At 39.9% G+C, this 21944-nt stretch carries 15 protein-coding genes and 1 pseudogene; 6 read left to right on the top strand and 10 right to left on the bottom strand.

The annotated features are described in order from the left end of the window. Positions 1-131: 131 nt before the first annotated feature. Together I3259_RS10445 and I3259_RS10440 are read left to right on the top strand one after the other, a co-directional pair. A complete protein-coding gene (locus tag I3259_RS10445) occupies positions 132-803 on the top strand; it encodes a YDG/SRA domain-containing protein (RefSeq protein ID WP_238029555.1) in 672 nt (223 codons plus the stop codon). After that, on the top strand, positions 701-991 hold the full coding sequence (locus I3259_RS10440; protein WP_346769452.1) for an HNH endonuclease: 291 nt from the start codon (positions 701-703) through the stop codon (positions 989-991). The genes I3259_RS10445 and I3259_RS10440 overlap by 103 nt, the downstream gene beginning before the upstream one ends. A gap of 57 nt (positions 992-1048) precedes the next feature. Here I3259_RS10440 and yccS read toward each other — a convergent pair whose 3' ends face one another. Continuing rightward, a complete protein-coding gene (gene yccS / locus I3259_RS10435; RefSeq protein ID WP_238029554.1) occupies positions 1049-3232 on the bottom strand; it encodes a YccS family putative transporter in 2184 nt (727 codons plus the stop codon). A 469-nt stretch (positions 3233-3701) separates the two neighbouring features. Here yccS and helD point away from each other — a divergent pair, with 469 nt between their 5' ends. Then, on the top strand, positions 3702-5783 hold the full coding sequence (gene helD / locus I3259_RS10430; RefSeq protein WP_238029553.1) for a DNA helicase IV: 2082 nt from the start codon (positions 3702-3704) through the stop codon (positions 5781-5783). An 81-nt stretch (positions 5784-5864) separates the two neighbouring features. On the opposite strand, the gene glpD is transcribed toward helD, so the two are convergent. The 6 genes and pseudogenes from glpD to torT form a co-directional block, all read right to left on the bottom strand. Continuing rightward, entirely contained in the window at positions 5865-7409 is a 1545-nt protein-coding gene (glpD, locus tag I3259_RS10425; RefSeq protein ID WP_238029552.1) for a glycerol-3-phosphate dehydrogenase, read from the bottom strand. 82 nt (positions 7410-7491) lie between these two features. After that, positions 7492-7861: pseudogene (locus I3259_RS10420) on the bottom strand (DeoR/GlpR family transcriptional regulator); the annotation flags it as partial. Positions 7862-7872: 11 nt separating this feature from the next. Further along, the gene (gene glpK, locus I3259_RS10415) at positions 7873-9390 is read right to left on the bottom strand and encodes a glycerol kinase GlpK (RefSeq protein WP_238029551.1); all 1518 of its coding nucleotides are present in this window, start codon (positions 9388-9390) and stop codon (positions 7873-7875) included. Between the two features lie 329 nt (positions 9391-9719). Beyond that, positions 9720-10700 (bottom strand): zinc-binding dehydrogenase, encoded by a 981-nt coding sequence (locus I3259_RS10410; protein ID WP_238029550.1) that lies wholly within the window; start codon positions 10698-10700, stop codon positions 9720-9722. A 181-nt stretch (positions 10701-10881) separates the two neighbouring features. Further along, positions 10882-11340: a methylglyoxal synthase gene (locus I3259_RS10405; RefSeq protein ID WP_238029549.1), complete on the bottom strand. Its 459-nt coding sequence runs from the start codon at positions 11338-11340 to the stop codon at positions 10882-10884. A gap of 162 nt (positions 11341-11502) precedes the next feature. After that, on the bottom strand, positions 11503-12573 hold the full coding sequence (gene torT / locus I3259_RS10400; protein ID WP_238029548.1) for a TMAO reductase system periplasmic protein TorT: 1071 nt from the start codon (positions 12571-12573) through the stop codon (positions 11503-11505). Between the two features lie 221 nt (positions 12574-12794). Between torT and torS the strand changes: the two genes are divergently transcribed. Beyond that, the gene (gene torS, locus I3259_RS10395) at positions 12795-15710 is read left to right on the top strand and encodes a TMAO reductase system sensor histidine kinase/response regulator TorS (protein WP_238029547.1); all 2916 of its coding nucleotides are present in this window, start codon (positions 12795-12797) and stop codon (positions 15708-15710) included. A 481-nt stretch (positions 15711-16191) separates the two neighbouring features. On the opposite strand, the gene fusA is transcribed toward torS, so the two are convergent. Then, positions 16192-18279: an elongation factor G gene (gene fusA, locus I3259_RS10390; RefSeq protein ID WP_238029546.1), complete on the bottom strand. Its 2088-nt coding sequence runs from the start codon at positions 18277-18279 to the stop codon at positions 16192-16194. A gap of 416 nt (positions 18280-18695) precedes the next feature. Here fusA and I3259_RS10385 point away from each other — a divergent pair, with 416 nt between their 5' ends. Both I3259_RS10385 and I3259_RS10380 read left to right on the top strand, forming a co-directional pair. Then, positions 18696-19136 carry an RNA-binding S4 domain-containing protein gene (locus tag I3259_RS10385; RefSeq protein ID WP_238029545.1) on the top strand — a complete coding sequence of 147 codons (441 nt, stop codon included), beginning with the start codon at positions 18696-18698 and terminating at the stop codon, positions 19134-19136. Positions 19137-19202: 66 nt separating this feature from the next. Beyond that, a complete protein-coding gene (locus I3259_RS10380; protein ID WP_238029544.1) occupies positions 19203-20123 on the top strand; it encodes a M15 family metallopeptidase in 921 nt (306 codons plus the stop codon). Here I3259_RS10380 and I3259_RS10375 read toward each other — a convergent pair. Both I3259_RS10375 and I3259_RS10370 read right to left on the bottom strand, forming a co-directional pair. Further along, complete coding sequence (locus tag I3259_RS10375; protein WP_238029543.1) at positions 20113-20328, bottom strand: hypothetical protein; 216 nt, start codon at positions 20326-20328, stop codon at positions 20113-20115. The two genes, I3259_RS10380 and I3259_RS10375, sit on opposite strands and share 11 nt — an antisense overlap. A gap of 217 nt (positions 20329-20545) precedes the next feature. Beyond that, the gene (locus I3259_RS10370) at positions 20546-21811 is read right to left on the bottom strand and encodes a rhodanese-like domain-containing protein (protein ID WP_238029542.1); all 1266 of its coding nucleotides are present in this window, start codon (positions 21809-21811) and stop codon (positions 20546-20548) included. Positions 21812-21944: the final 133 nt, after the last annotated feature.

The following is a 21944-nucleotide window of genomic DNA, read 5'->3' as shown; positions in this document are numbered from 1 at the left end:
CAGGTCCCCTTTTTTGTTTTATAAATGAAAGTTTTTGAAGTTGCTAATATTAAATGTATCTATAGCTAGACATGTATGTACAGGTTAATAAGATCGAAAAATGCGGAGATCTTATTTATACGTGGAGAGTTATGAGAACTTTTGGTCATATTGATGGGACGTTTATTGGTGATATTTTTGATAATCGAGTTGCATTAGCTAAATCAGGTATCCATCCTCCGACGCAGGCTGGAATTAGTGGTGGTTCAAAAGAAGGTGCTGATTCTATAGTTTTATCTGGTGGTTATGAAGATGATGAAGACTTTGGTAATGAAATTATTTATACAGGAGCTGGTGGTCGTGATGAAAATACGGGAAAGCAAATTGCAGATCAGCAATTAATTAGAACTAATTTAGCTTTAGCTAAAAATAGATTAGAAGGATTACCTGTTAGAGTAACTCGTAGCTATAAACATAAAAGTCCGTATTCTCCAAAAACAGGTTATGAGTATGCAGGGTTATACAATGTAGTTGATTATTGGTATGAGAAAGGGCGATCTGGCTTTAAAGTTTGGAGATATAAATTAATTTTGATTGATTCTGTACTGCCGGCATTAGATAAAGTACAAGAAGTATCAGCAAAATATGGCTCGACTAAACGAACTGAAATCATAGTACAAAGAATTATTCGTGATTCAGCTATAGCGAAAAAAGTGAAGCAATGGCACAACTATCAATGCCAAGTATGTGGAATTGCAATAAATACTCTCGCTGGTTTATATGCAGAAGCAGCACATATACAGCCATTAGGAAAACCACACTGACCGCAGATAATATTCTTTGTTTATGTCCTAATCATCATGTGATGTTCGATAACGGTGTTTTTTCTATTTCGAATAATTTCACGCTAATTGGTATAGAAGGTGAGCTTAGAACAACAACCAAACATGAAATTGGAAAACAGTTTCTTGAATATCATCGTGATCATTATTTGAATCAAAATAAAAATTAGTTAAACAAAGGACTGAATATTATTCAGTCCTTTTTGTGTTTTTCACAATATTAAATATTACGCAGTCACTTCTTGTTTTTTCTCTTTAGGTGCTAGCTGCTCCGCCAGTTTGTGCATTTCAGGGAGCATACGGTGGATCAAGTGAAGTTGCTGTAACACCATACGTACTGAGGTGCAGTCTTCATCTCGCCATTGACCTAATCGTTGATCCAAATCGAGATCTAATGCAGGTGCCTTTTGACATGTGTTACCCGTCAGTTGTGCAGCTAAACATTCTAAGTGGGCGTGAATAATACGGTGTGCTTCAGACACTAACTGATGGGTTTTATCATCATCGAGCTGTGTTCGGTGTGCACCTAATGCCGAGATATAACTGAGCATGGCATGGTTTAAGGTTAAGAATCGGAAACTTTCATTAGCATCAATTTGGTAGCGCTCAGGCTCTGCCAACATATTACTGATCGCCGTATTTAAATGGGCATCAGTATTGTGGGCGTCACGACGGGCGATACGATAGCTTAAACTGTCTTTTTTACCGATTCGGTACTGACCAATAATTTGTGCTAAGTAATCTTTATTGGCATTGATAGCGCCTGACATCGATTTGTGTAATCGCTTAGATTCCCAATCTGGCAAAATAAAGGTAACGGCTAAAACAGCTAATAAACAGCCAATTAAGGTATCGCCTAAACGCGGCAGAATAACTGCATAGCCTTCACCTAATTGGTTAAAACAGAATAAGACGAGTAAGGTAATGAATGCCGTTGCCCAGCCGTATTTCACCATTCTAAAAGCAAAGAAAAGTACACCTGCAATAACCATGAGTACCAGCTGACCTTCCTGCCCTGGGAATAAATAAAGCAGCGGAATACCAGCAAAAATACCTGCTAAAGTGCCAATAACACGTTGTCGTAGTTTTTGGCGGGTCGCGCTGTAGTTTGGCTGACAGACAAAAAGGGTAGTCAGCAATATCCAGTAACCGCGCTGCAGGTCGAGTGCTTGAATACAGCCATAGCCCACAGTTAATGCTATTGCCATACGTATTGCGTGGCGAAAAAGCATAGAGTCAGTATTGAACTGGGCACTGATGCGTTTGCCTAGTTCTTTAAAGCCATGTGCTTCGTTATCTGATAATTGAATGTCGTCACTGTCTTCATTGTGGGTTGCGTCAGGGTTGTTGATGTTCATAAGCTGACGCTCAACTGTTGCAAGGTTGTTGAATAAGAAGTCGAGCTGGATTAATAGCATTTTCCATTCTGGTTTATTTTGGCTATGAAGGTACTGTAATGAATCTTGTAATTCATTTAAGGCTTTCATGCTTTTTTCATCGTGGGTATACGATTTACCCATTGCTAATGCCGTTGAAATATCACGGCAAGCAACGGCTTGAGAACGTAATAAACGTTGGAAACGGAAAAGTACATCACTGCGGTTAAAGTTGGCGGCTAAATCTTGGTAACGATAATGCGAAGAACTGGCACGTTCGTGAATATCTTGTGCCATAAAATAAATGGTTAAGAATTTATCGCCAGTGGTGTTGGGTTGTCCGCGTCTTGCGCGATGTAACAATGTTGCTTTTGCTGAATTTAGCGCGTTAACCACGCGTGCGTTTTGGCTTGCTGCTTTTAAGCGAAGAGGTTGCGGCACTAAGTCGGCAACAGGCTCAAAGAGTTGGCTTTTATGATCTAAATAATCAGCAAATTCACTAAACACATTAGCAAGGCTACGTTGCACGGGTTGGTTAGGCCAAAGGATATGCCATGTTAAGGATAAACAGCCATACCAAAATGCACCGCCAAGTAACAACATCGGCTGGGACCATAAATCGACACTATGATCAGCACCTAACATGGTGTAAACCGCCAGCAATAATGATGCAAATGCAATACTTGCGTAGCGTGATCCCATTGCACCTAACATGATGAAACAAAATGTTGACGTGAACAGTCCTAATGCAAAAAAGAGAGGATAAGGGAATAGGACTTCAATTGAAACAGATGCAATTAAGAAACAAAGTAAGGTGAGCGTAAGGGCTTTAATCCTACCAATCAAATTATCATCGGTTTCTGCTAACGCGGCAGCAATAACACCCAGTACTAACGGTGTCACTTCGCTATTTGAATTGTAATACCAGCAAGGTAGTACGACGCCAACTAACGCAATGAGAACACGAATTGAGTAGTTTATTCTATCGTTCACCCAGTAACGGCGAAAATTTAGATGTAACCTGTTAGTTTGCATATAGATATTAACAATCTTCTGATAAATAATTACAGAGAAACGACTAGAATAACCGTGAAATAAACTTGATCCAAGTAAGGTTATATAAAGACTTAAATTATAGGGTGATCTAGCTTATAAATCGGCTTAACAATAACAGAATTTAGTTATAGATACTGCATCGACCTTAATGAGAGAATATTCGTTTGAAAAAAGTGAGTAAGTTTTATCCAGTGATTGAACTTTACGGTTGATGCTGAACCCAAATATACATCTGTTTGTTCTGCTAGCGGAATTAATGAGCAAATAAATCTTAGAACGCTATGGCATAACAGGAGTTATTGGTACTCTATAGCGATATAAACCCAAGTGGCTTGGGGATACATCCGATCATAAGGATGATTGGACTTTTTCTATTTTAGCGGCGCGTTTTTATGCGGCTATATTCAATATTACACCCATATAAGAATATGGAAAAGTTGGTGAGACAATGCAATTAAGTGCCAGTTGGTTAGCACAATGGTTAGTGCAGGGTGATTATTACAGTATCGCTTTAGATGATAATTCGTTGGTTTTAGATAGCCAAGTGGGCTCAGAAGTGATCTCGTTTGATGATTGGGATGGATCAATTGAAATACATCGCGGTGTATTATGGGGAGCGTTAGAGCTAACCTCTTCTGATCAGCAGTATTGTTGGACTATTCATGGTTTGCCTTGGAGTGAATGTAAACCGTTCGCTGCATTTCTTATCCGCACTTATCAAGACTGGGCAAGAAACCGCGTTGATAAATTAGATGCTGTTTTACCTGAAATCCTACAGCGTATTGGTAAATTTTCATCACAGCCTGGCTATTTACGTGGTTCAGAGCATGAATCGCTACATACCTTCCTTCATCAATCGCTTGCCGATACAGATTTAACCCCAGAGTTAGCGGCATCATTTCGCCCTCGTAGCTTTGAAAAAATTTCGCCGTGGCTAGAAGAGCACCAAGATTGGGTTGAAGAGCACAATAAAAATTGGATTAAACAACAATCTGAAAAATGGAGCTCATGGTTTGATAGCTTTGAGCGTTCACCATTGAATGCCTCTCAACGAGAAGCTGCGTTAATCAACCAAGATCATAACTTAGTTCTCGCTGGTGCAGGTACGGGTAAAACGAGTGTTTTAGTGGCTCGCGCAGGTTACTTAATTGCCAGTCAGTTAGCCGTACCTGAAGATATTTTGATGCTGGCGTTTGGACGAAAAGCGGCAGAAGAAATGTCGGAGCGTATGGGGGAGAAAGTCAGCGATCGCGTTAAAGTTGCTACCTTCCATAGCTTAGGTTCGCAAATCATCGCAGACGTTGAAAAAGAAAAGCCGAATGTAGCGGGTGTCGCGATTGATGCCCGTGTTCGTTCAGCATGGATTGCCCGTATGTTGATTGAACAGTGGAACAAATCAGCATCAGCGAGCAAATGGCAACGTCACCTTACGCAATGGCGAGTTCCGGGTTTTAGCAAAGAAAACTCGATGGAACAACAGGCTGAAAATGAGCAATTACAAGCTTGGGTTTGGCGTCATATTGAATTATTAGGTCAATCGACATTGTCGAAAGATGCCTTAATAGAAGAAATTCAAAATAACAATAACCCAGCGATGCGCCCGCGTATGAAGAGTGAGTTAGAGTTATTGTGGCCTTGCTATCAAGCTTATCAGCAGTACTTAAAATCAAAGAAACAAATCGACTTTAACAGCATGATTGATTTGGCAACTCAATATGTTAAAGACGGTAAGTTCGTATCACCTTGGCGCTTTATTATGGTGGACGAATATCAAGATATTTCGCCACAACGTTTAGCGCTGATTGAAGCATTATGCGGTCAGAAAATAGAAGGTAAGTCGACGCCAACCTTGTTTGCCGTTGGTGATGATTGGCAGGCTATTTACCGTTTTGCGGGAGCTGATGTAAACCTTACGACTGACTTTGAAGGGCGTTTTGGTTCATCTCATATTACTGAGTTATCAACGACGTATCGCTTTAATAGCATGATTGGTGAAGTGGCAAACTTGTTTATTCAACAAAACCCAAGCCAAATTAAAAAGCAGTTAACCAGCTTTACGAAACAAAGTAAGAAAGCGGTGACTTTGCTTGATAGTGATTTAATGCTGCAAGATTTAACTCGTTTAGCCAAACTTTATGATAATAAAGAAACGAGCGTGATGATCTTAGGTCGTAATAATAAGCAGAAACCAGCTAAGTTTGATGACTGGAAAGCACAGTGGCCACAACTTAACTTGGAATACATGACATGTCATGCGAGTAAAGGGCGTGAAGCGGATTATGTATTTATTGTTGATGTTAACAAAGGTATTTTCCCGTCTCCAGATCGTGAAACAGGTTTAGCTGCTGTGATGCAACCACGTACTGAAAACTATACTGATGCTGAAGAACGCCGTTTGTTCTATGTTGCGTTAACACGTGCGCGTAAACATGTATGGGTATGTGCTGGTTCACATAATACATCTTCTTTTATCAATGAGTTAATCGAAGATAAGTACCCTGTAAATAATAAGATTAAACGCATTAAGTAATTATGTGATTATTAAAAAACCGACCTATTAAAGGTCGGTTTTTTTATTTCTGTCAAAGTAAGTTATGGGCTTTTATCGTTATTAGCCGACTTTATGAAAACTCACGATATTGTTTGATGGAGCATTGGCATCGATATACTCTTTGACTTGTAATTGCTGCTCATCGGTTAGATATAACCCTAATTTAGTTCGGCGCCATAAGAAGTCTTCGACCGTTTTCACATGTTCATTTTCGATAACATAATCAATTTCTTTTTGGTAAACACCATCAGCAAATTGAATGCCCATATCGTCAATACAAGTAACATCAGCCAGCATCCTAAAGCAGTAACTTCCGAATTGTTTTACATAACGTAGTGCTTGTTTATCACTTAGCCATGGGTAACGGCTTTGTAAGCTTTCTGCGAGTTGTTTTCGTGAACAGCTAAAGTTTCCACCTGGTAGGGCTTGATTGGCTGTCCATGATTTGCCCATTTGTGGGAAGAAAGGTTCTAGGTGTTTCATCGCCGATTCTGATAGCTTTCTGTAGGTGGTCAATTTGCCACCAAAAATTGAAAGCAAAGGTGCTTGGTCGAGTTCTTGTTCAAGTTCTAATGTATAATCACGTGTGATTGCTTGTGGTGAATTTGATTCATCATCACATAGTGGACGAACGCCACTAAATGTCCACACCACATCTTCTCGGTCGAGTTGATCAACAAAGTGTTGGTTTACAATATCAATGAGGTAGTCGATTTCAGTCTCATCAATCGCTACATGACGAGGATCGCCTTTGTATTCCAGATCTGTGGTGCCAATGATTGAGAAATCATCAAGATAGGGAATAACAAAAACAATTCGGTTATCTTTGTTCTGAAGAATATAGGCTTGTTCTTCATTATGAATTTTTGGTACTACAATGTGAGAACCTTTGATCAAACGAATGTTACGAGGCGATGGTGTTTCTAAACCGTTATCAAAAAACTGTTTAACCCAAGGGCCTGCCGCATTTACTAGGGCTTTAGTTCGTCGCTCAAAACGCTCACCTGTACGTTGATCAATCATGGTAACGTGCCAAATATCACCTTCTCTTACTGCGCTTTCAACTTTGCAGTAGTTAGCAACTTCGCCACCATTTTCTTCGATTGCGATAATGTTTAATAACACTAAACGCGCGTCATCAACCCAACAATCAGAATACTCAAAACCAATTTTTATTTCGGGTTTAAGTAAACCAGATTGCGCAAGATTAATTTTCTTACTCGCAGGTAAGGTAGTTCGTTTGCCTAAATTATCATAAAGGAATAGGCCACAGCGGATCATCCAAGCTGGACGTAAAAAAGGACGATGAGGAAGACGGAATCGCATTGCTTCAGCAACATGAGGTGCTTTTTTTAATAAGATTTCACGTTCAGCAAGTGCTTCTGAAACAAGACGGAACTCGTAGTGTTCAAGGTAGCGTAGACCACCATGAATAAGTTTCGAGCTGGCAGATGATGTGGCAGAAGCAAAATCATTTGCTTCATATAAAGCGACATTTAAGCCACGACCAGCCGCATCTGCTGCAATACCAGCACCATTAATACCGCCACCTATTATGATGATATCGAGAAGAGGGGTTGCGCTATTGTTTTTAGTGGTATCCATAAACGACCTTAAATGAGCAAACGAACATAAGGAGACATAATTTAAGCATAACTTAAGTTTTTTTTGTGATTGTTAGCATGTTTTATTCATTTACGTCATGCTTTGATACCACTTCAACTTGTAATTGATGCGCATTGATAATTGAAAGAGTATTTTCAATAATGACTTTCTTCACTTGCACGTCATGGTAATCAAAGTCAAGCAAAGAACTGTCATTATCGATACTACTGAACCCTAAAATGTCAAAATCAAAGCGAAATTGTTGGATGAAATCGAGCGTGGTTTCACCAATGATACCGCCATCATGATCACGGACTTCACCATCAGCGAGAATGACTTTAATTTCTGGGGTGTCCAGTAAATGTGGCTGCGTTTAAGTTGTTAGTCACAACTCGTAGTTGTTTGTGTTGCACACATAGTGTTCGTGTGACAGCTTCTGGTGTAGTGCTGATTTTCTGAATAATTAATCTTCGCAATCATGCATTTCAGCCCATGTTTGCGCACATTTAACTGCGCGTTTCCAACCTTTATAGCGTCGCTCACGCTTATCATTACAAGCATGAGGATAAAAAGTACGATTAATTACAGCTTTGTCTTTAAGCTCATCAATATTATTCCAGAATCCGACAGCTAAGCCTGCAAGATAAGCAGCGCCTAATGCGGTGACTTCTGTGACCTCAGGGCGCTGAACTTCGGTATCTAACACATCAGACTGGAATTGCATTAAGAAGTTGTTGGTAACGGCGCCACCGTCAACTTTCAATGCGGCAAGCTGAATACCTGAATCAGCTTTCATGGCGTCAATGACATCACGGGTTTGATAAGCAATACTTTCAAGCGTCGCGCGAATAATATGGTTCGAGTTCACACCACGGGTTAAGCCAACAATGGTACCGCGCGCATAAGCATCCCAATATGGCGCACCTAAACCTGTAAAAGCTGGAACAACATAAACACCGTTTGAGGTATCAACTTTTGTAGCAAAATATTCAGAGTCTTTGGCATCAGCTAATAGCTTCATTTCATCACGTAACCATTGAATCGATGCGCCACCCATAAATACGGCACCTTCAAGTGCATAGGAGGCTTCCCCTGATGGACCACAGGCTAATGTAGTGAGTAGGCCATGAGTTGATGATACTTTTTCTTGGCCTGTGTTCATTAATAAGAAACAGCCAGTTCCATAAGTGTTTTTTGCTTGACCTGGCTCGACACACATTTGACCGTATAAGGCTGCTTGTTGATCACCGGCTATACCTGCAATCGGAATGCGTGTGCCGCTTTTACCACCAATATTAGTTTTACCGTAGACTTCCGATGAGCGTTTTACTTCTGGCATCATAGAGGTTGGAATGTCTAGTTCATCGAGTAGCTTTTTATCCCACGTTAAGGTGTTGATATTAAATAACATGGTACGAGAGGCATTGGTATAGTCTGTTACGTGAACACGGCCTTGGGTCATCTTCCAGACTAACCAAGTATCAACAGTACCAAACAGTAGTTTTCCTTCTTCAGCATCTTCGCGTGCACCTTTAACATTATCTAAGATCCATTTTACTTTTGTACCCGAGAAATAAGGGTCAAGAACAAGACCCGTATTCTCACGTACATATTCTTCTAAACCACGTTGCTTTAACTCTTCACAGATCTCAGCGGTACGACGACACTGCCATACAATTGCGTTATAAACGGGCTTACCCGTTTCTTTATTCCAAACAATGGTGGTTTCACGTTGGTTAGTAATACCTATCGCGGCAATTTGATCGCTACGTACCCCTGATTGACCAAGTACTTCGACTAAAGTTGAACTTTGAGTGGCATAAATCTCTAGAGGATCGTGCTCAACCCAACCTGCTTGTGGATAAATTTGGGTAAATTCTCTTTGTGCGACACTTATGATATTCGCATCGTGGTCAAGAATAACTGCTCGAGAGCTAGTGGTACCTTGGTCTAACGCTACGATGTATTTTGGATCGTTCATGTTTTTTGTCCTTTGTTTCAAACTATTATAATTATCCTTATTATTCAGGTCGAAGATTATTGGTTGAGAGCACGGCATATTTTCTACAATATATGACGTTACGAAAACAAAGAAACGTAAAAATGCGTGTTCGAGTATTAGATGAAAATAAGATGTACTTATTTTGTTGAATTTCTGATTTTTCTTATATGAATAAATGAATGATAGTTAGAAAATAAAAGTCTCAGATATCTTTTTGTGTCTATTAAGGTATGAATTAGAAGGTTGATAAAAGAAAAGTAACAAAGGACTATTATAGTCCTTTGTTTTTATAATGTTCGAAAGATGAGTTAAGCACCAACATACACAATGACTTTACCACTGTGTTTTTTATCTTTAATGCTAATTAATGCATCAGGAAGTTTGTTAAAGGGGACGATTTTTTCTACCATAGATTTTATTTCACCGTCAGCCACAAGTTCACTGAGCTTATTACCAATATCAGCAAGATGCGTTATATGCTCTGGTGCGCCATGAGCATAAGTGCCATGTAATGCGACTTCATGAATACTTAGCGCTTTGGTTGTCGCTAAGAGTGGCACTTGGGTGAATTGATCGGCAACCATGACGATATGCCCGTTATAGCGAATTAATGCGCTCATTAAGCTACCTGAACGAGCAGATACACAGTCAATGACACCATGTAGCATTTGATCTTCTGTTAGGTTGATTATTTCAAGGGCAACATTTTGCTCAGGTGAAAGTACCGCATCGAGTCCATAACTTAATAAGCGTTGATGATGTTGACGCTCTGCAATGGCATAAACTGTAGCACCGGCTTTTTTGGCGAGTTGTGCTGCAAACCCACCGACTCCACCACCTGCTCCTGTGATAGCGATACGCTGACCTTTCTGGATTTGTAATTTGTCATGTACAGCAATCCATGCACTATATCCAGCACAGGGCAAAGCTGCTGCATCAGTGAAAGATAATGTGATAGGAATACGACTTGCGGCAGAGGCTTTTATACAGGCATATTCGGCAAAACCACCTGCATTACGAGGATCGGCAAAGAAGATGACTCTGTCGCCGATTGAAAATTGTTTTACATTCTCGCCTATATTTTCAACCGTTCCCGCCACATCTAATCCAATTATTTGAGGATAATTCCATGTTGCATAGCCCCATTCAGTTAATTTGTAATCCATGGGGTTTAATCCTACAGCTGCGACTTTGATGCAAATTTCGTCTACGGCAGGGATTGGTTTATCGGCTTCTTCGAGAGATAGTGCGCTTATTCCATTTGGCTGTTTTAACATCCACGCTTTCATTGGCAACTTCCTCTACTACATATAATGTATTTAACAATATAACGTATTACATGTTTTTTCATAATTAAGTTCAGGGAATTGCGTTAAAACGGAAGGGATTTCAATTAATTGTTATTTTCTCGCAAAGGTGAGGCTATTTAAGCCTTTCACTATTAATGTAAAAGGCTAAAGTAACGGGTGACTAATTTATACGTTCTGCTAGGTAAGCATCGTAATCAGGAACTTCAATATTTACTTCTTGATCAAGAAGCGGTGAGGTGATCATGAAGTTTGCGCTGGCGCGGTTAGTCGCAACAGGGATGTTCCATACCGCAGAAATACGGAGTAACGCTTTTACATCTGGGTCATGAGGAACGGCGTTGAGTGGGTCCCAAAAGAAAATCATCATATCGATTTTACCTTCTGAAATCAGAGCGCCTAATTGTTGGTCTCCTCCCATTGGGCCACTGATTAAACAAGTGATCGGTAAGCCAGTTTCTTTTGATAAAAGATGCCCTGTTGTACCTGTTGCGTAAAGCTCGTGAGATGCCAGTTTATCTTGATGTTCTTTAACCCAGCGAAGTAGATCTACTTTACAGTTATCGTGTGCAACGAGGGCGATATGTTTAGACGATGCCATTGTACGGGTTGTTCTGTCCATCATATTTCCTTGCTAAGACGTTCTAATAGTCATTATGAAATTAATAAATATCAGAACCTTATAAATGAGTAAAACATAAAAATCTAAATTTTAGCGGTGATACGAATATTCCTTGAGAACTAAATTCCCTACGTTAAGTAGCCTTTAACGTAGGTGAATGAATTAGTGTTTTACTTGATGGTCTTTAACATAAAATGAAGGGCGAAACTCAGCAGGCGATAATGACTCTGCAATAACTTTTTCAGGTAAATATTTTGGTGTGAGATCCACTATTGAAGGTGCAACGTCAAGTACAACTGGCTTATGTTCAAGATAACGAACGGCTTGGTCTATAGATAGCATAGCTTGTTCTGCCATTTTATCGGTAGGAGCAAATAAAATACGATTGCGTCTTAGACCACGGTATACACCATGACTCAGGTAGGTTGATACAATTTTTATGTTGTGAATATCATGAGTACGTAATTCACTGATTGCCACCTCTGCAGCAACTGCGCCACCGACAATGTAATTAATTTCTTCTTTCGTCGCGAGAATATGCTGAATTAAATTACGTTGTAATTCTTTACTATTATCGCCCCATAAGGTTGTCACAATTTTTACATCACTGCCCTTGATAGCATCTTTAAAACCATTTGAAACCGGTTTAGTACCACCACGCAGTTGAGGGCCAGGTAGCCAAGCCACTTTTACTACACCTGAACCTTTAGGGTGACGCTTTGCTAAGAATTCTCCTGCAGCTTTCCCCATGTCATACCAGTTCACACCGACTTTTGCTTTTACATGTTGGCGAATATCAGGATCGGTAAAATCTATATTATTAGTCATCAAAAACACAGGAGTGTCACCGATGAGAGTAGACAATTTGCCATTGTAAGCTTCACTGTCGACTGTTCCCAAAATAATGGCATCAGCCCCCCATTTTCGGCAATTTTCTAGCTGTAATGTTTGCTTGTCTAAATTTGGATAGCCGCCGGCCTCCATGACTTTTAACGTGATACCTAATTTTTTTGCTTGTTTAACCATTCCATAATTGATCGATAACCAATATGAATCTTTTAAATGCGGGTAAACTGCACAGACTTTCCATGGTTTGGTGACGGAAGTTACAAATTCATATTGGACTTTAGTGGCTTTTTTATCAGCCTGAAAAGGTGGCTGATAGGAGATCACTTCTCGTGCAGAAGCTGTCTGGATGGAAAATAAAAACAAAACAAAATAAAAAATGCGCATTTCTACCAACATTATTTTAGGTTTAAAGCCGTATCGCTGGCAAAATAGTACCGCTTTATTTCCTTGTGTGAAATAGCGAGCATAACTGAGCAACGACAGATATACGATATTATATACCCAAGTCACTTTGAGATGTTTAATTGAGTCACAACACGCTACTTTTACGTTTGAAGTTACTTGGGTATATATGGGTTGCAAACATTTTGATGTAGAGATTATTTATGACGTTTACCCTAAAAGGTATCGGAACGAAATTGCTATTAGCCTTTTCTGCAATGGCTGGCTTGATGATCATTGCTGTAATGATTGGCGTTGCGGGTTTTTCATTAGTGGCTAAAACTGAGCGTACGGTAATTAATTCTGCCGTGCCTGCGTTAGCTGAAGCGCGTCAATTATCGGATTTAAGTTCTCGTATTATTTTTAATGCACAAGTATTAGCAAAATCTAAAGTTGAATCTGAACGTATGCGACAAGGGCGTGCGCTAACTATTCATATTGAGGCATTAAATCGAAGCTTACACTCACTTGAGCAATATTCTTTTGATCAACCGTTAATGGTGAAATTAGAAGAGGATGTAAAGCGCATTGTTGATAACTTAGCATTGTTAGGCTTATTGGTAGGGCGCCAGATAGATCTTCAAAGCCAGTTAGATAAGCTAACGACAGAGATGACCAAAGCAACCCATCAAATTGATAACTTGTCTCAGTCTCAAGTGTCTAACGCTAATACTATTGCGGTTGCTAATGTTTCCCGTATTTACGACTTAGTTTCAGAAGATAATAAGCCTGCTGTCTATAAAGCACTAGATAGTCTTGTCGAAGTGGATATGGACTTATCTGAGCGTTTATTTGAACTTCGCTTCTTATCGTTACAAGTGATCAATATGCTTGATGATTCTAATCGTATTGTAGATATTAAATCCCTTGTTGAGCTAAAAAAACGTTATAACAATGCTGTTGGAATCATGAGTCAGCGTGTTAAATCTGTAGAAGATCCAAGCCGTTCTGAACAATTAGTAGAGCTAACTACTCAGCTTAATCGTGGCCGTTTATTGTTTGGGGTTATTGAGCAACTTATATATGCAAAACAAGATGTAGAGCGCCTTGATCAACAAAATTTGGTGTTATTCCAACAATTAAATAATACCGTTGATGACATTATTGATGTGGCAAATATCAATACACAGCAAGCGGTTAAGCGTGTTGATCATACTTTAACACTTGCCCGAAATACGTTAATTGTGATCTCAGCGATTGGTTTATTAGCGTTAGTGCTCATTATGTGGCGATTTGTTTATGCACGGGTTATTTGCCGTATTAATGAATATAGTCGTGCACTATCGGCGTTAACCCGAGGGGACTTAGGGGTCAAAATAAACGTTAAAGGGAATGATGAATTAGCGCAAATGGGGCGGGCTATTTTAGTCGCTCGTGATACTGCTAATGAACGTTATCGCTTGGCGCAAGCAGAATCAAAAGTTCGGCAGGAGTTACAAGAGCACAAAGCTAGCCTTGAACGACTAGTTGCTAAACGTACTGGCGAGCTTGAGAAAATAAACAGCCGCTTGAATGAAGAAGTGTATAACCATTATAAAGCGCGTGATGAAGCGGAAAAAGCAAACCGCGCGAAGTCTTCATTCCTTGCCACCATGAGCCATGAAATTCGAACACCAATGAATGGTGTCTTAGGGACGGCATCATTATTAGCGGATACACAATTAACATCACAGCAGAAACGCTATCTTGATGTGATAAACCGCAGTGGTGAAACGCTACTTGATATTTTAAATGACATTTTGGATTACTCGAAAATTGAAGCAGGGCATTTAGATATTAGACCAAGTAACTTTTCTGTTGCCCGGATGGTGGCTGATGTGTCAAATATGCTGGAAGGACGTGCGCTTGCTAAACGTATTGGTCTTGAGTGTCATATTTCACCACAAGTTGAAGGTATATGGTTTGGCGATGAAAGTCGTATACGTCAAGTATTGGTGAATTTAGTTGGTAATGCGATTAAGTTTACTGATATGGGCAAAGTTTCAATTTTTGTTGAGCCTCACCCAGATATGCCAGATGAACTATTGTTCTCTGTAAAAGATACGGGAATTGGTATTGATGAAGAAGAGCAAAATATTTTATTTAGTGCTTTCCAGCAAGCTGAAGCAGGACGAAAATCAATTGAAGGCACAGGTTTGGGCTTAGCAATTAGTAAACATATTGTAGCGGCGATGGATGGTGAAATAGGTTTAGACTCTGTTGTTGGTGAAGGAAGTTGCTTTTGGTTTGCACTACCTCTTGAGCATGGAGAAGGGAATTTAGAAACTGATGATGAAAGAGTGAATATGCGATCTGCTCATATTTTGCTGGTGGAAGATAATCCGGTAAACAGTATGGTCGCGGAAGGTTTCTTAACTCGTTTAGGTCATACTGTAGTGACGGCTGCAGATGGCGCTGAAGCTGAAGAAATATACAAAAATCAACGTTTTGATATCGCGTTATTAGATATCAACTTACCCGATACTGATGGTGTTAAGTTACTCAGTCGTTTACGTCGTTTAGAAGATAATAATCATGAAGCATGGGAAGAGCCGACGCCTATGGTTGCATTTTCAGCTCATGTTTTTCGAGAAGAAGTAGAATTATATTTAAATGCTGGTTTTGCTGGATTCTTACCTAAACCGTTAGTTGAAAAGCAGTTGATTGATACGATGAGCAGTATCTTAAAAGGTGAGAAGCGCGTGATTATAGAAAAAGGTATTGGAGAAGAAATAGTGGAAGTTCAGCAAACAGAGAGTGCGATTCCACTGTTAAAAGAATCTGTATTAGGTAGTGATCTCCAAGTGTTGGGGGAAGCGCAGGTGAAGCAACTTATTCACTTATTTGGAGAATCATCAAGTTTAACCTTATCAAAACTGCATCAGGCTATTGATGATGAGAATTTATCAGAAGTTGCTAAACAAGCGCATACATTGAAAGGTGCGGCTGGCACTATGGGGTTAATGCAACTACATCATATCTGCTCTGAGTTTGAAAAAAATGCGAAAGAAGGCTCTATTAATGGTTTAGATCCAAGTTTGCTACGAATAATATTTGATCAATCTGTCGCGATATTAGAAACCACGTTTATCAGTGAATAAGCCAAGCTATTAAGATGTGAGAGGGACGAATATCGTCCCTTTTTATTATCTGCAAAATGGTTTAGTCGCACTTAGTATTTATACCAAGTATCAATAGTGGCTAAATTGGTTGTGATAGTTTTCTCTAATATTAGATACTGCTTCGTGATGGCTTTAGTATTAACGATAGTACTGATTTAATACTAGCGGCAATACGGTTAAGTACTGCTGGAAATATTGCTTAACTTTGGCGCAATAATGTCGAGAAGAGCAACAGCTATTTCAATCAAGATAAAGTCACTATGTTTTTGTTTTTTCAATATGATTTATTGTTCTTATTGCCAGATAATTAGAGCTGGATGTACAAGATGATCAAGTTTGAAGATTAGAAAAGATGAAATGATAGGGGAATCATGGAATGAGGAATGGATTTTATCAGATAAAAAATAACCCCGAGAGCAAAGCCCTCGGGGTTAAAAAGATTACTTAGAGTAATTAAATATTACTTCTTAGCGTTCTTTTCTTTCTGCTCAGCGATTACTTTTTCAGCAACGTTTGCAGGACATGGTGCGTAGTGTGCGAACTCCATAGAGAACTGACCACGACCAGAAGTCATTGTACGTAGAGTACCGATGTAACCAAACATTTCTGAAAGTGGAACATCACCCTTGATACGTACGCCAGTAACACCAGCTTGTTGATCTTTGATCATACCACGACGACGGTTAAGGTCACCGATAACATCACCAACGTGATCTTCAGGAGTGAACACGTCAACGTGCATGATTGGCTCAAGAAGCTGTGGACCAGCTTTAGGCATAGACTGACGGAATGCACCTTTCGCTGCGATTTCGAAAGCGATTGCTGATGAGTCAACTGCGTGGAAGCCACCGTCGAATAGCTCAACTTCAACGTCTAGCGTTGGGAAGCCAGCTAGAACACCGTTGTCCATCATTACAGCGAAGCCTTTTTCTACTGCAGGCCAGAATTCTTTAGGCACGTTACCACCAACAACTGTTGATGAGAATGTGAAGCCAGAACCTTGCTCGCCAGGCTTGATACGGTAGTCGATCTTACCGAACTGACCTGAACCACCAGACTGTTTCTTATGCGTGTAGCTATCTTCAACAGGCTTAGTGATAGTTTCGCGGTAAGCAACCTGAGGTTGACCAACGATTAGGTCTACACCGTAAGTACGCTTAAGGATATCAACCTTAATGTCTAGGTGAAGCTCACCCATACCTTTAAGGATTGTTTCGCCAGTTTCTTCGTCAGTTTCAACTTGGAAAGATGGATCTTCTGCAACCATTTTACCGATCGCGATACCCATTTTCTCAGAACCGCCTTTGTCCTTAGGAGTTACAGCGATTGAGATTACTGGAGTTGGGAAGATCATTGGCTCAAGAGTACACTCGTGCTTAACATCACAAAGAGTGTGACCAGTTTGAACGTTCTTCATACCAACGATAGCGATGATATCACCAGCTTGCGCAGATGTTAGTTCGTTACGCTCATCAGCTTGCATCTCAACCATACGGCCGATACGCTCAGTTTTACCAGTAGCTGAGTTAAGGATAGTGTCACCCTTGTTTAGCTTACCAGAGTAGATACGTACGAAAGTTAGGGCGCCGAAACGGTCGTCCATGATCTTAAACGCAAGTGCGCGGAATGGTTCGTCAGCAGATACAGTTGCTACTTCGCCAGTCTCTTCACCAGTTTCTGGATCAGTTAGAGGCTGTGGATCAACTTCGTCAGGTGCTGGTAGGTAATCTACAACAGCGTCAAGAATGTTTTGAACACCCTTGTTCTTGTATGCAGAACCACAGAAAGTTGGGAAGAATGCTAGGTCACGTGTACCTTTACGGATACAACGCTTAAGCTCTTCGATAGTTGGCTCTTGGCCATCCATGTAAGCTTCCATTAGGTCGTCGTCTTGCTCTACAGCAGTTTCAACAAGCTCTTCACGGTAAGCTTCAACATCGTCAACCATATCAGCTGGGATGTCTTGGATTTCGTAGTTTTCTGGAAGACCTGTGTCATCCCATACGAAAGCTTGACGAGTTAGAACGTCTACAACACCAACGAAGTCTTCTTCGCGGCCGATTGGTAGAGTCATAACTAGAGGAGTAGCACCTAGTACGTTCTTAACTTGGTCAACAACGCGGTAGAAGTCTGCACCCATACGGTCTAGTTTGTTAACGAAGATCAGACGAGATACTTCTGATTCGTTAGCGTAACGCCAGTTAGTTTCTGACTGAGGCTCAACACCACCAGAACCACAGAATACACCGATACCACCATCAAGTACTTTAAGAGAACGGTAAACTTCAACTGTGAAGTCAACGTGTCCAGGAGTATCGATAACGTTTAGACGGTGGTCTTTCCAGAAACAGCTAACTGCTGCAGACTGGATTGTAATACCACGCTCAGCTTCCTGCTCCATGAAGTCAGTTGTAGTTGAACCGTCGTGAGTATCACCGATCTTGTGGATTTTACCAGTAAGCTTAAGGATACGCTCTGTAGTAGTAGTTTTACCCGCATCAACGTGGGCGAAAATACCAATGTTTCTGTATTTAGATAAATCTGTCATTGTTTTTCTCTATAAACAATTACTGTCACATGTGAGGTGGCGGATTATAGCACTACTTATGTCAATCAGAACATAGCTATGCGTAATTTAATCGTCATTCGCTTGCTTTTTACACTAGCAATTAGGCATCTTGCCCATTTACACAGCAAATCAAGCTATAGAAAACAAGGTTAGTCGAGGTTTTTAGGAATTGTAAGTTGCTAAAGTTATATTTTTGTCATGTTTCTGGGGATGAGAACTGTATTCTTTATTCTGTTTAGTTTCAGGTTCTGTGAACATTTAGCTGTTTACTATCAATGATTTTTATCGATTTTTTACAAAATGCTATTCTATTTGTTCATTTTTTTCCTTCATATTGTAATGTGAGGTAGAATTAGAAATATATTCCTTTTTATTCTCTTATTTGAGTTATCGACATGTCTGAAGAAATTGAAGTTGAAGCAATTGGTGTTGAAGTTTCAACTCAACCGATAGAATTATATAAAGTACTAAAGATAGCCAATGTAGTAAGTGGTGGCGGTGAAGCAAAATATGCCATTTCTGAAGGCTATGTTGCAGTAAACGGTGAGCTTGAATTACGTAAACGTTGCAAGATGTATGACGGTGATGTGATTGAGTTTAATGGTGAGTTTTATGTTGTATTGTGTGACCAACCAGTACAAGAAAAAGTGACTCGTGCTGAAGAGCTGAAATCATCTCCGAAAGCTATGCCTAAAAAAGCAAATAAGTCTGCAGATAAGAAGAGTGCTCCAAAAGCCAATGTTGCTGGTAATCGCTCTGTAACTAAAAAGGCGGCGAATAAAGCTGCTGATGTAAAACCAGATACAGCAACAGGTCGTAAGCCTATTAGTTTTTAATATTACGGTATTGATAAACAAGGCGCGCAATGACGCGTCTTTTTATTGCCTGATTAATGAGAAGGGATGATGAATAAACAATTTATTACGTTAGGACTAGTGATTGGTTTTAGCTGTTTGAGTGGAAGCTCGTTGGCTGCAACTGTTTCACCGATAACGGCAATTGAATGTCAGGCAATGTCACAAGTTGGCGTGATGTCGAGCTCGGCACCAGTACAGTGCCAACGATTGAAAAAAGTGACGTTTAAATATCGTGATTTTTCTAATCGTATTCATACAAATGGTCAAATTATTGTGATGGATGCGGTTGCACCTTATGTTGGGAAAATTTTCGATGATTTATATCAACAAGGTTTTCCGATCCATAAAGCGGTGCCTATTGAAAAATATCGCGGTGATGATACGACATCGATGACAGATAACAATACCTCTGCTTTTAACTATCGCCCAGTTGAAGGTACTAGTAGTTTATCGCTACATGCTTATGGTGCGGCGATTGATTTAAATCCGGTACAAAATCCATTTGTAACTTTTGCTCGTGCAGGTCAGGCAAAATATAGTCCTGTAGAAGGAACGAAATATGCCAATCGGGAAATCTATCGTTATGGTAAGCCGGATAGGAAAGGGATGGCTGAAACTGTCGTCGATATTTTTGCGCGTAATGGCTTTTTATATTGGGGCGGTTTTTGGAATTCACCAATTGATTATCAGCATTTCCAATTATCTAAAGATATGGCAGTTATGATGTCAAAAATGACAGCGCAGCAAGCCACGTTATTCTTTAAGCGTTATGTTGAGTGGTATAACAGTTGTAGTCGCATGTATCCAAAAGCGTACAGCCAGTATAAGTTTAATGATTATACCAATTACCTGAAACATAAGTTGGGTGTGTCTTCGATAAGTAAAGCGTATCAGGTGAATCCTAGTAAGGTTATGTCGCAGATCGAGCAAGTCCCTTTACGTTCAGATATTTGTGTCAAACGCTAATGTTAATTGTACGGCCTTTAGTTGATACTTTAGGCTGTACCTCTCCACGGTAATCGTAACCAGTGAAAGTTATTACCGTCGCGGCTTTTTTCTCTAAGTTATTATTTTGATTAACATGAGGTTGAGTCAGTGGTGTTTCGGCTTGTGCATAACGCATTTTTTTAGCATTGTTACTCACTAAATATACGGGAGAGATAGTAAACATTGACATATAGCCTTCACAACTTAGGTTACTTTATGAGCCAAAGAGTAATGGGTGGCTAGATGTTGTTCAACGGTGTGACTGTTAGGATATGGTCATGTGTTGGTCAGGGGAATATTAGTGTGTTGTTATTTAAGTCAATTTAGATTATCAGGTGGAGGTTTTTTCGCTTGATAAGTAAACGGCAGCTAAGGGCTGCCGTTTAATAGGATAGATTGCGTTATTTGGGAACGCCTTCTGCGATAGGATTATTTTTATCTGCACTCCATTGGTACCAACCACCATCAAAGACACTGATATTTTTCCATCCCATGACATAAGCATAGAAGAATGCTTCTGAAGCTCGCCAGCCTGTACCACAGAAAAAAGCAACGTGTTGATTAGGTTTAATGTCCCATGTAGCCCATTGTTTTGCGATAAGAGTACCGCTTTTCATTGTTCCATCTGGGTTATTAAAATCTTGCATATGGTAAGAGTCACTACCAGCGTGTCCCCATTTAGCGCCTTCGATACGACCTTTAGGTTTTATGTAGTCATACCCACTGGTCTGCCCAATATATTCTCTCCATGTACGAATACTAACAAGGGAATGGGTGTCTTGAGGTTGCTGTAGTAATGTTTTTGCTTGCTGGAGATCCGTTAAATATTGCGGATTAGCTGGCATGGTTTTACCAAAACTCACATCATCATGGTTTTCATTAATGAAAGCTTGAGTTGGGTAATTTGCATTTATCCATGCGTTCCAACCGCCGTTGAGTAGTCGTACATCTTCAACGCCAGCATACATTAGGAAGTTTGCAAAGCGTGCTGCTGACATATTATTTCGGGCATAAACAATAACAGTGGTGTTATAACGAATACCTAAATTTGTAATGACTTTTTTAAGATCATTATCACTGACTTTATTCCACCAAGGCTTACTTTCAATATCATTGGTATTGACGTACAAAGATCCTGGAATGTGTGAAAGTAAATAAGTTGATGGTGGACCCCATTCAACTTCAACCAGTTTGTAGCCGTGCTGTGGTGCATACAATGGTTGTTGGTTGTTTATTAACTGATTTAACCATTGTGCTGGTATTAAGTGTTTAAAGTTTTTAAGTGTTTTAAGTTTTCCAGCATAGTCAGTAACAGGTTGAGTAATAGTAAATATGGCGCTAAAGCCTTGCTGTTTGAGGGCTTCACTCATTGCGATTGTTGATGACTTATCACCATACAAAACGGTAGGCACTGTCGAAGATAGCTGACGTTCTTTGAGAAAGTTAGCTAGTTGGTTTGGTGTTAGCTGTGTGAGCCATTGGCTATCAATATTGACGGCATTAGGAATATGACCACCTCGGGTTGCATTTTCCTTAGGCCAACCGTTGAAGTAATTGCTATCTCGGCAATCAATAATTTGTATCGCTTGCTTTGTCTGTTGAACTTGAGCAAGTTGCTTGAAGGTTTTAATAGGGGGGGTAGCGGTGCTTGCTGCTAAGCTTGGCATGCTAATCACTAAAAGACATGTAATAAAAATTTGATTTAAAGAGCGCATATTGAACCTGTTTGATCTGCCATCAGGGCAAACGAGGCGACATTCTAGCGAAAATAATTTGTAAGACAATTGATGACGATTAATT

Origin of the sequence: Photobacterium sp. Ph5, from assembly GCF_022129445.1 — a bacterium.
Classification (GTDB): Bacteria; Pseudomonadota; Gammaproteobacteria; order Enterobacterales; family Vibrionaceae; genus Photobacterium.
This window is presented reverse-complemented; position numbering and strand designations above follow the sequence as displayed.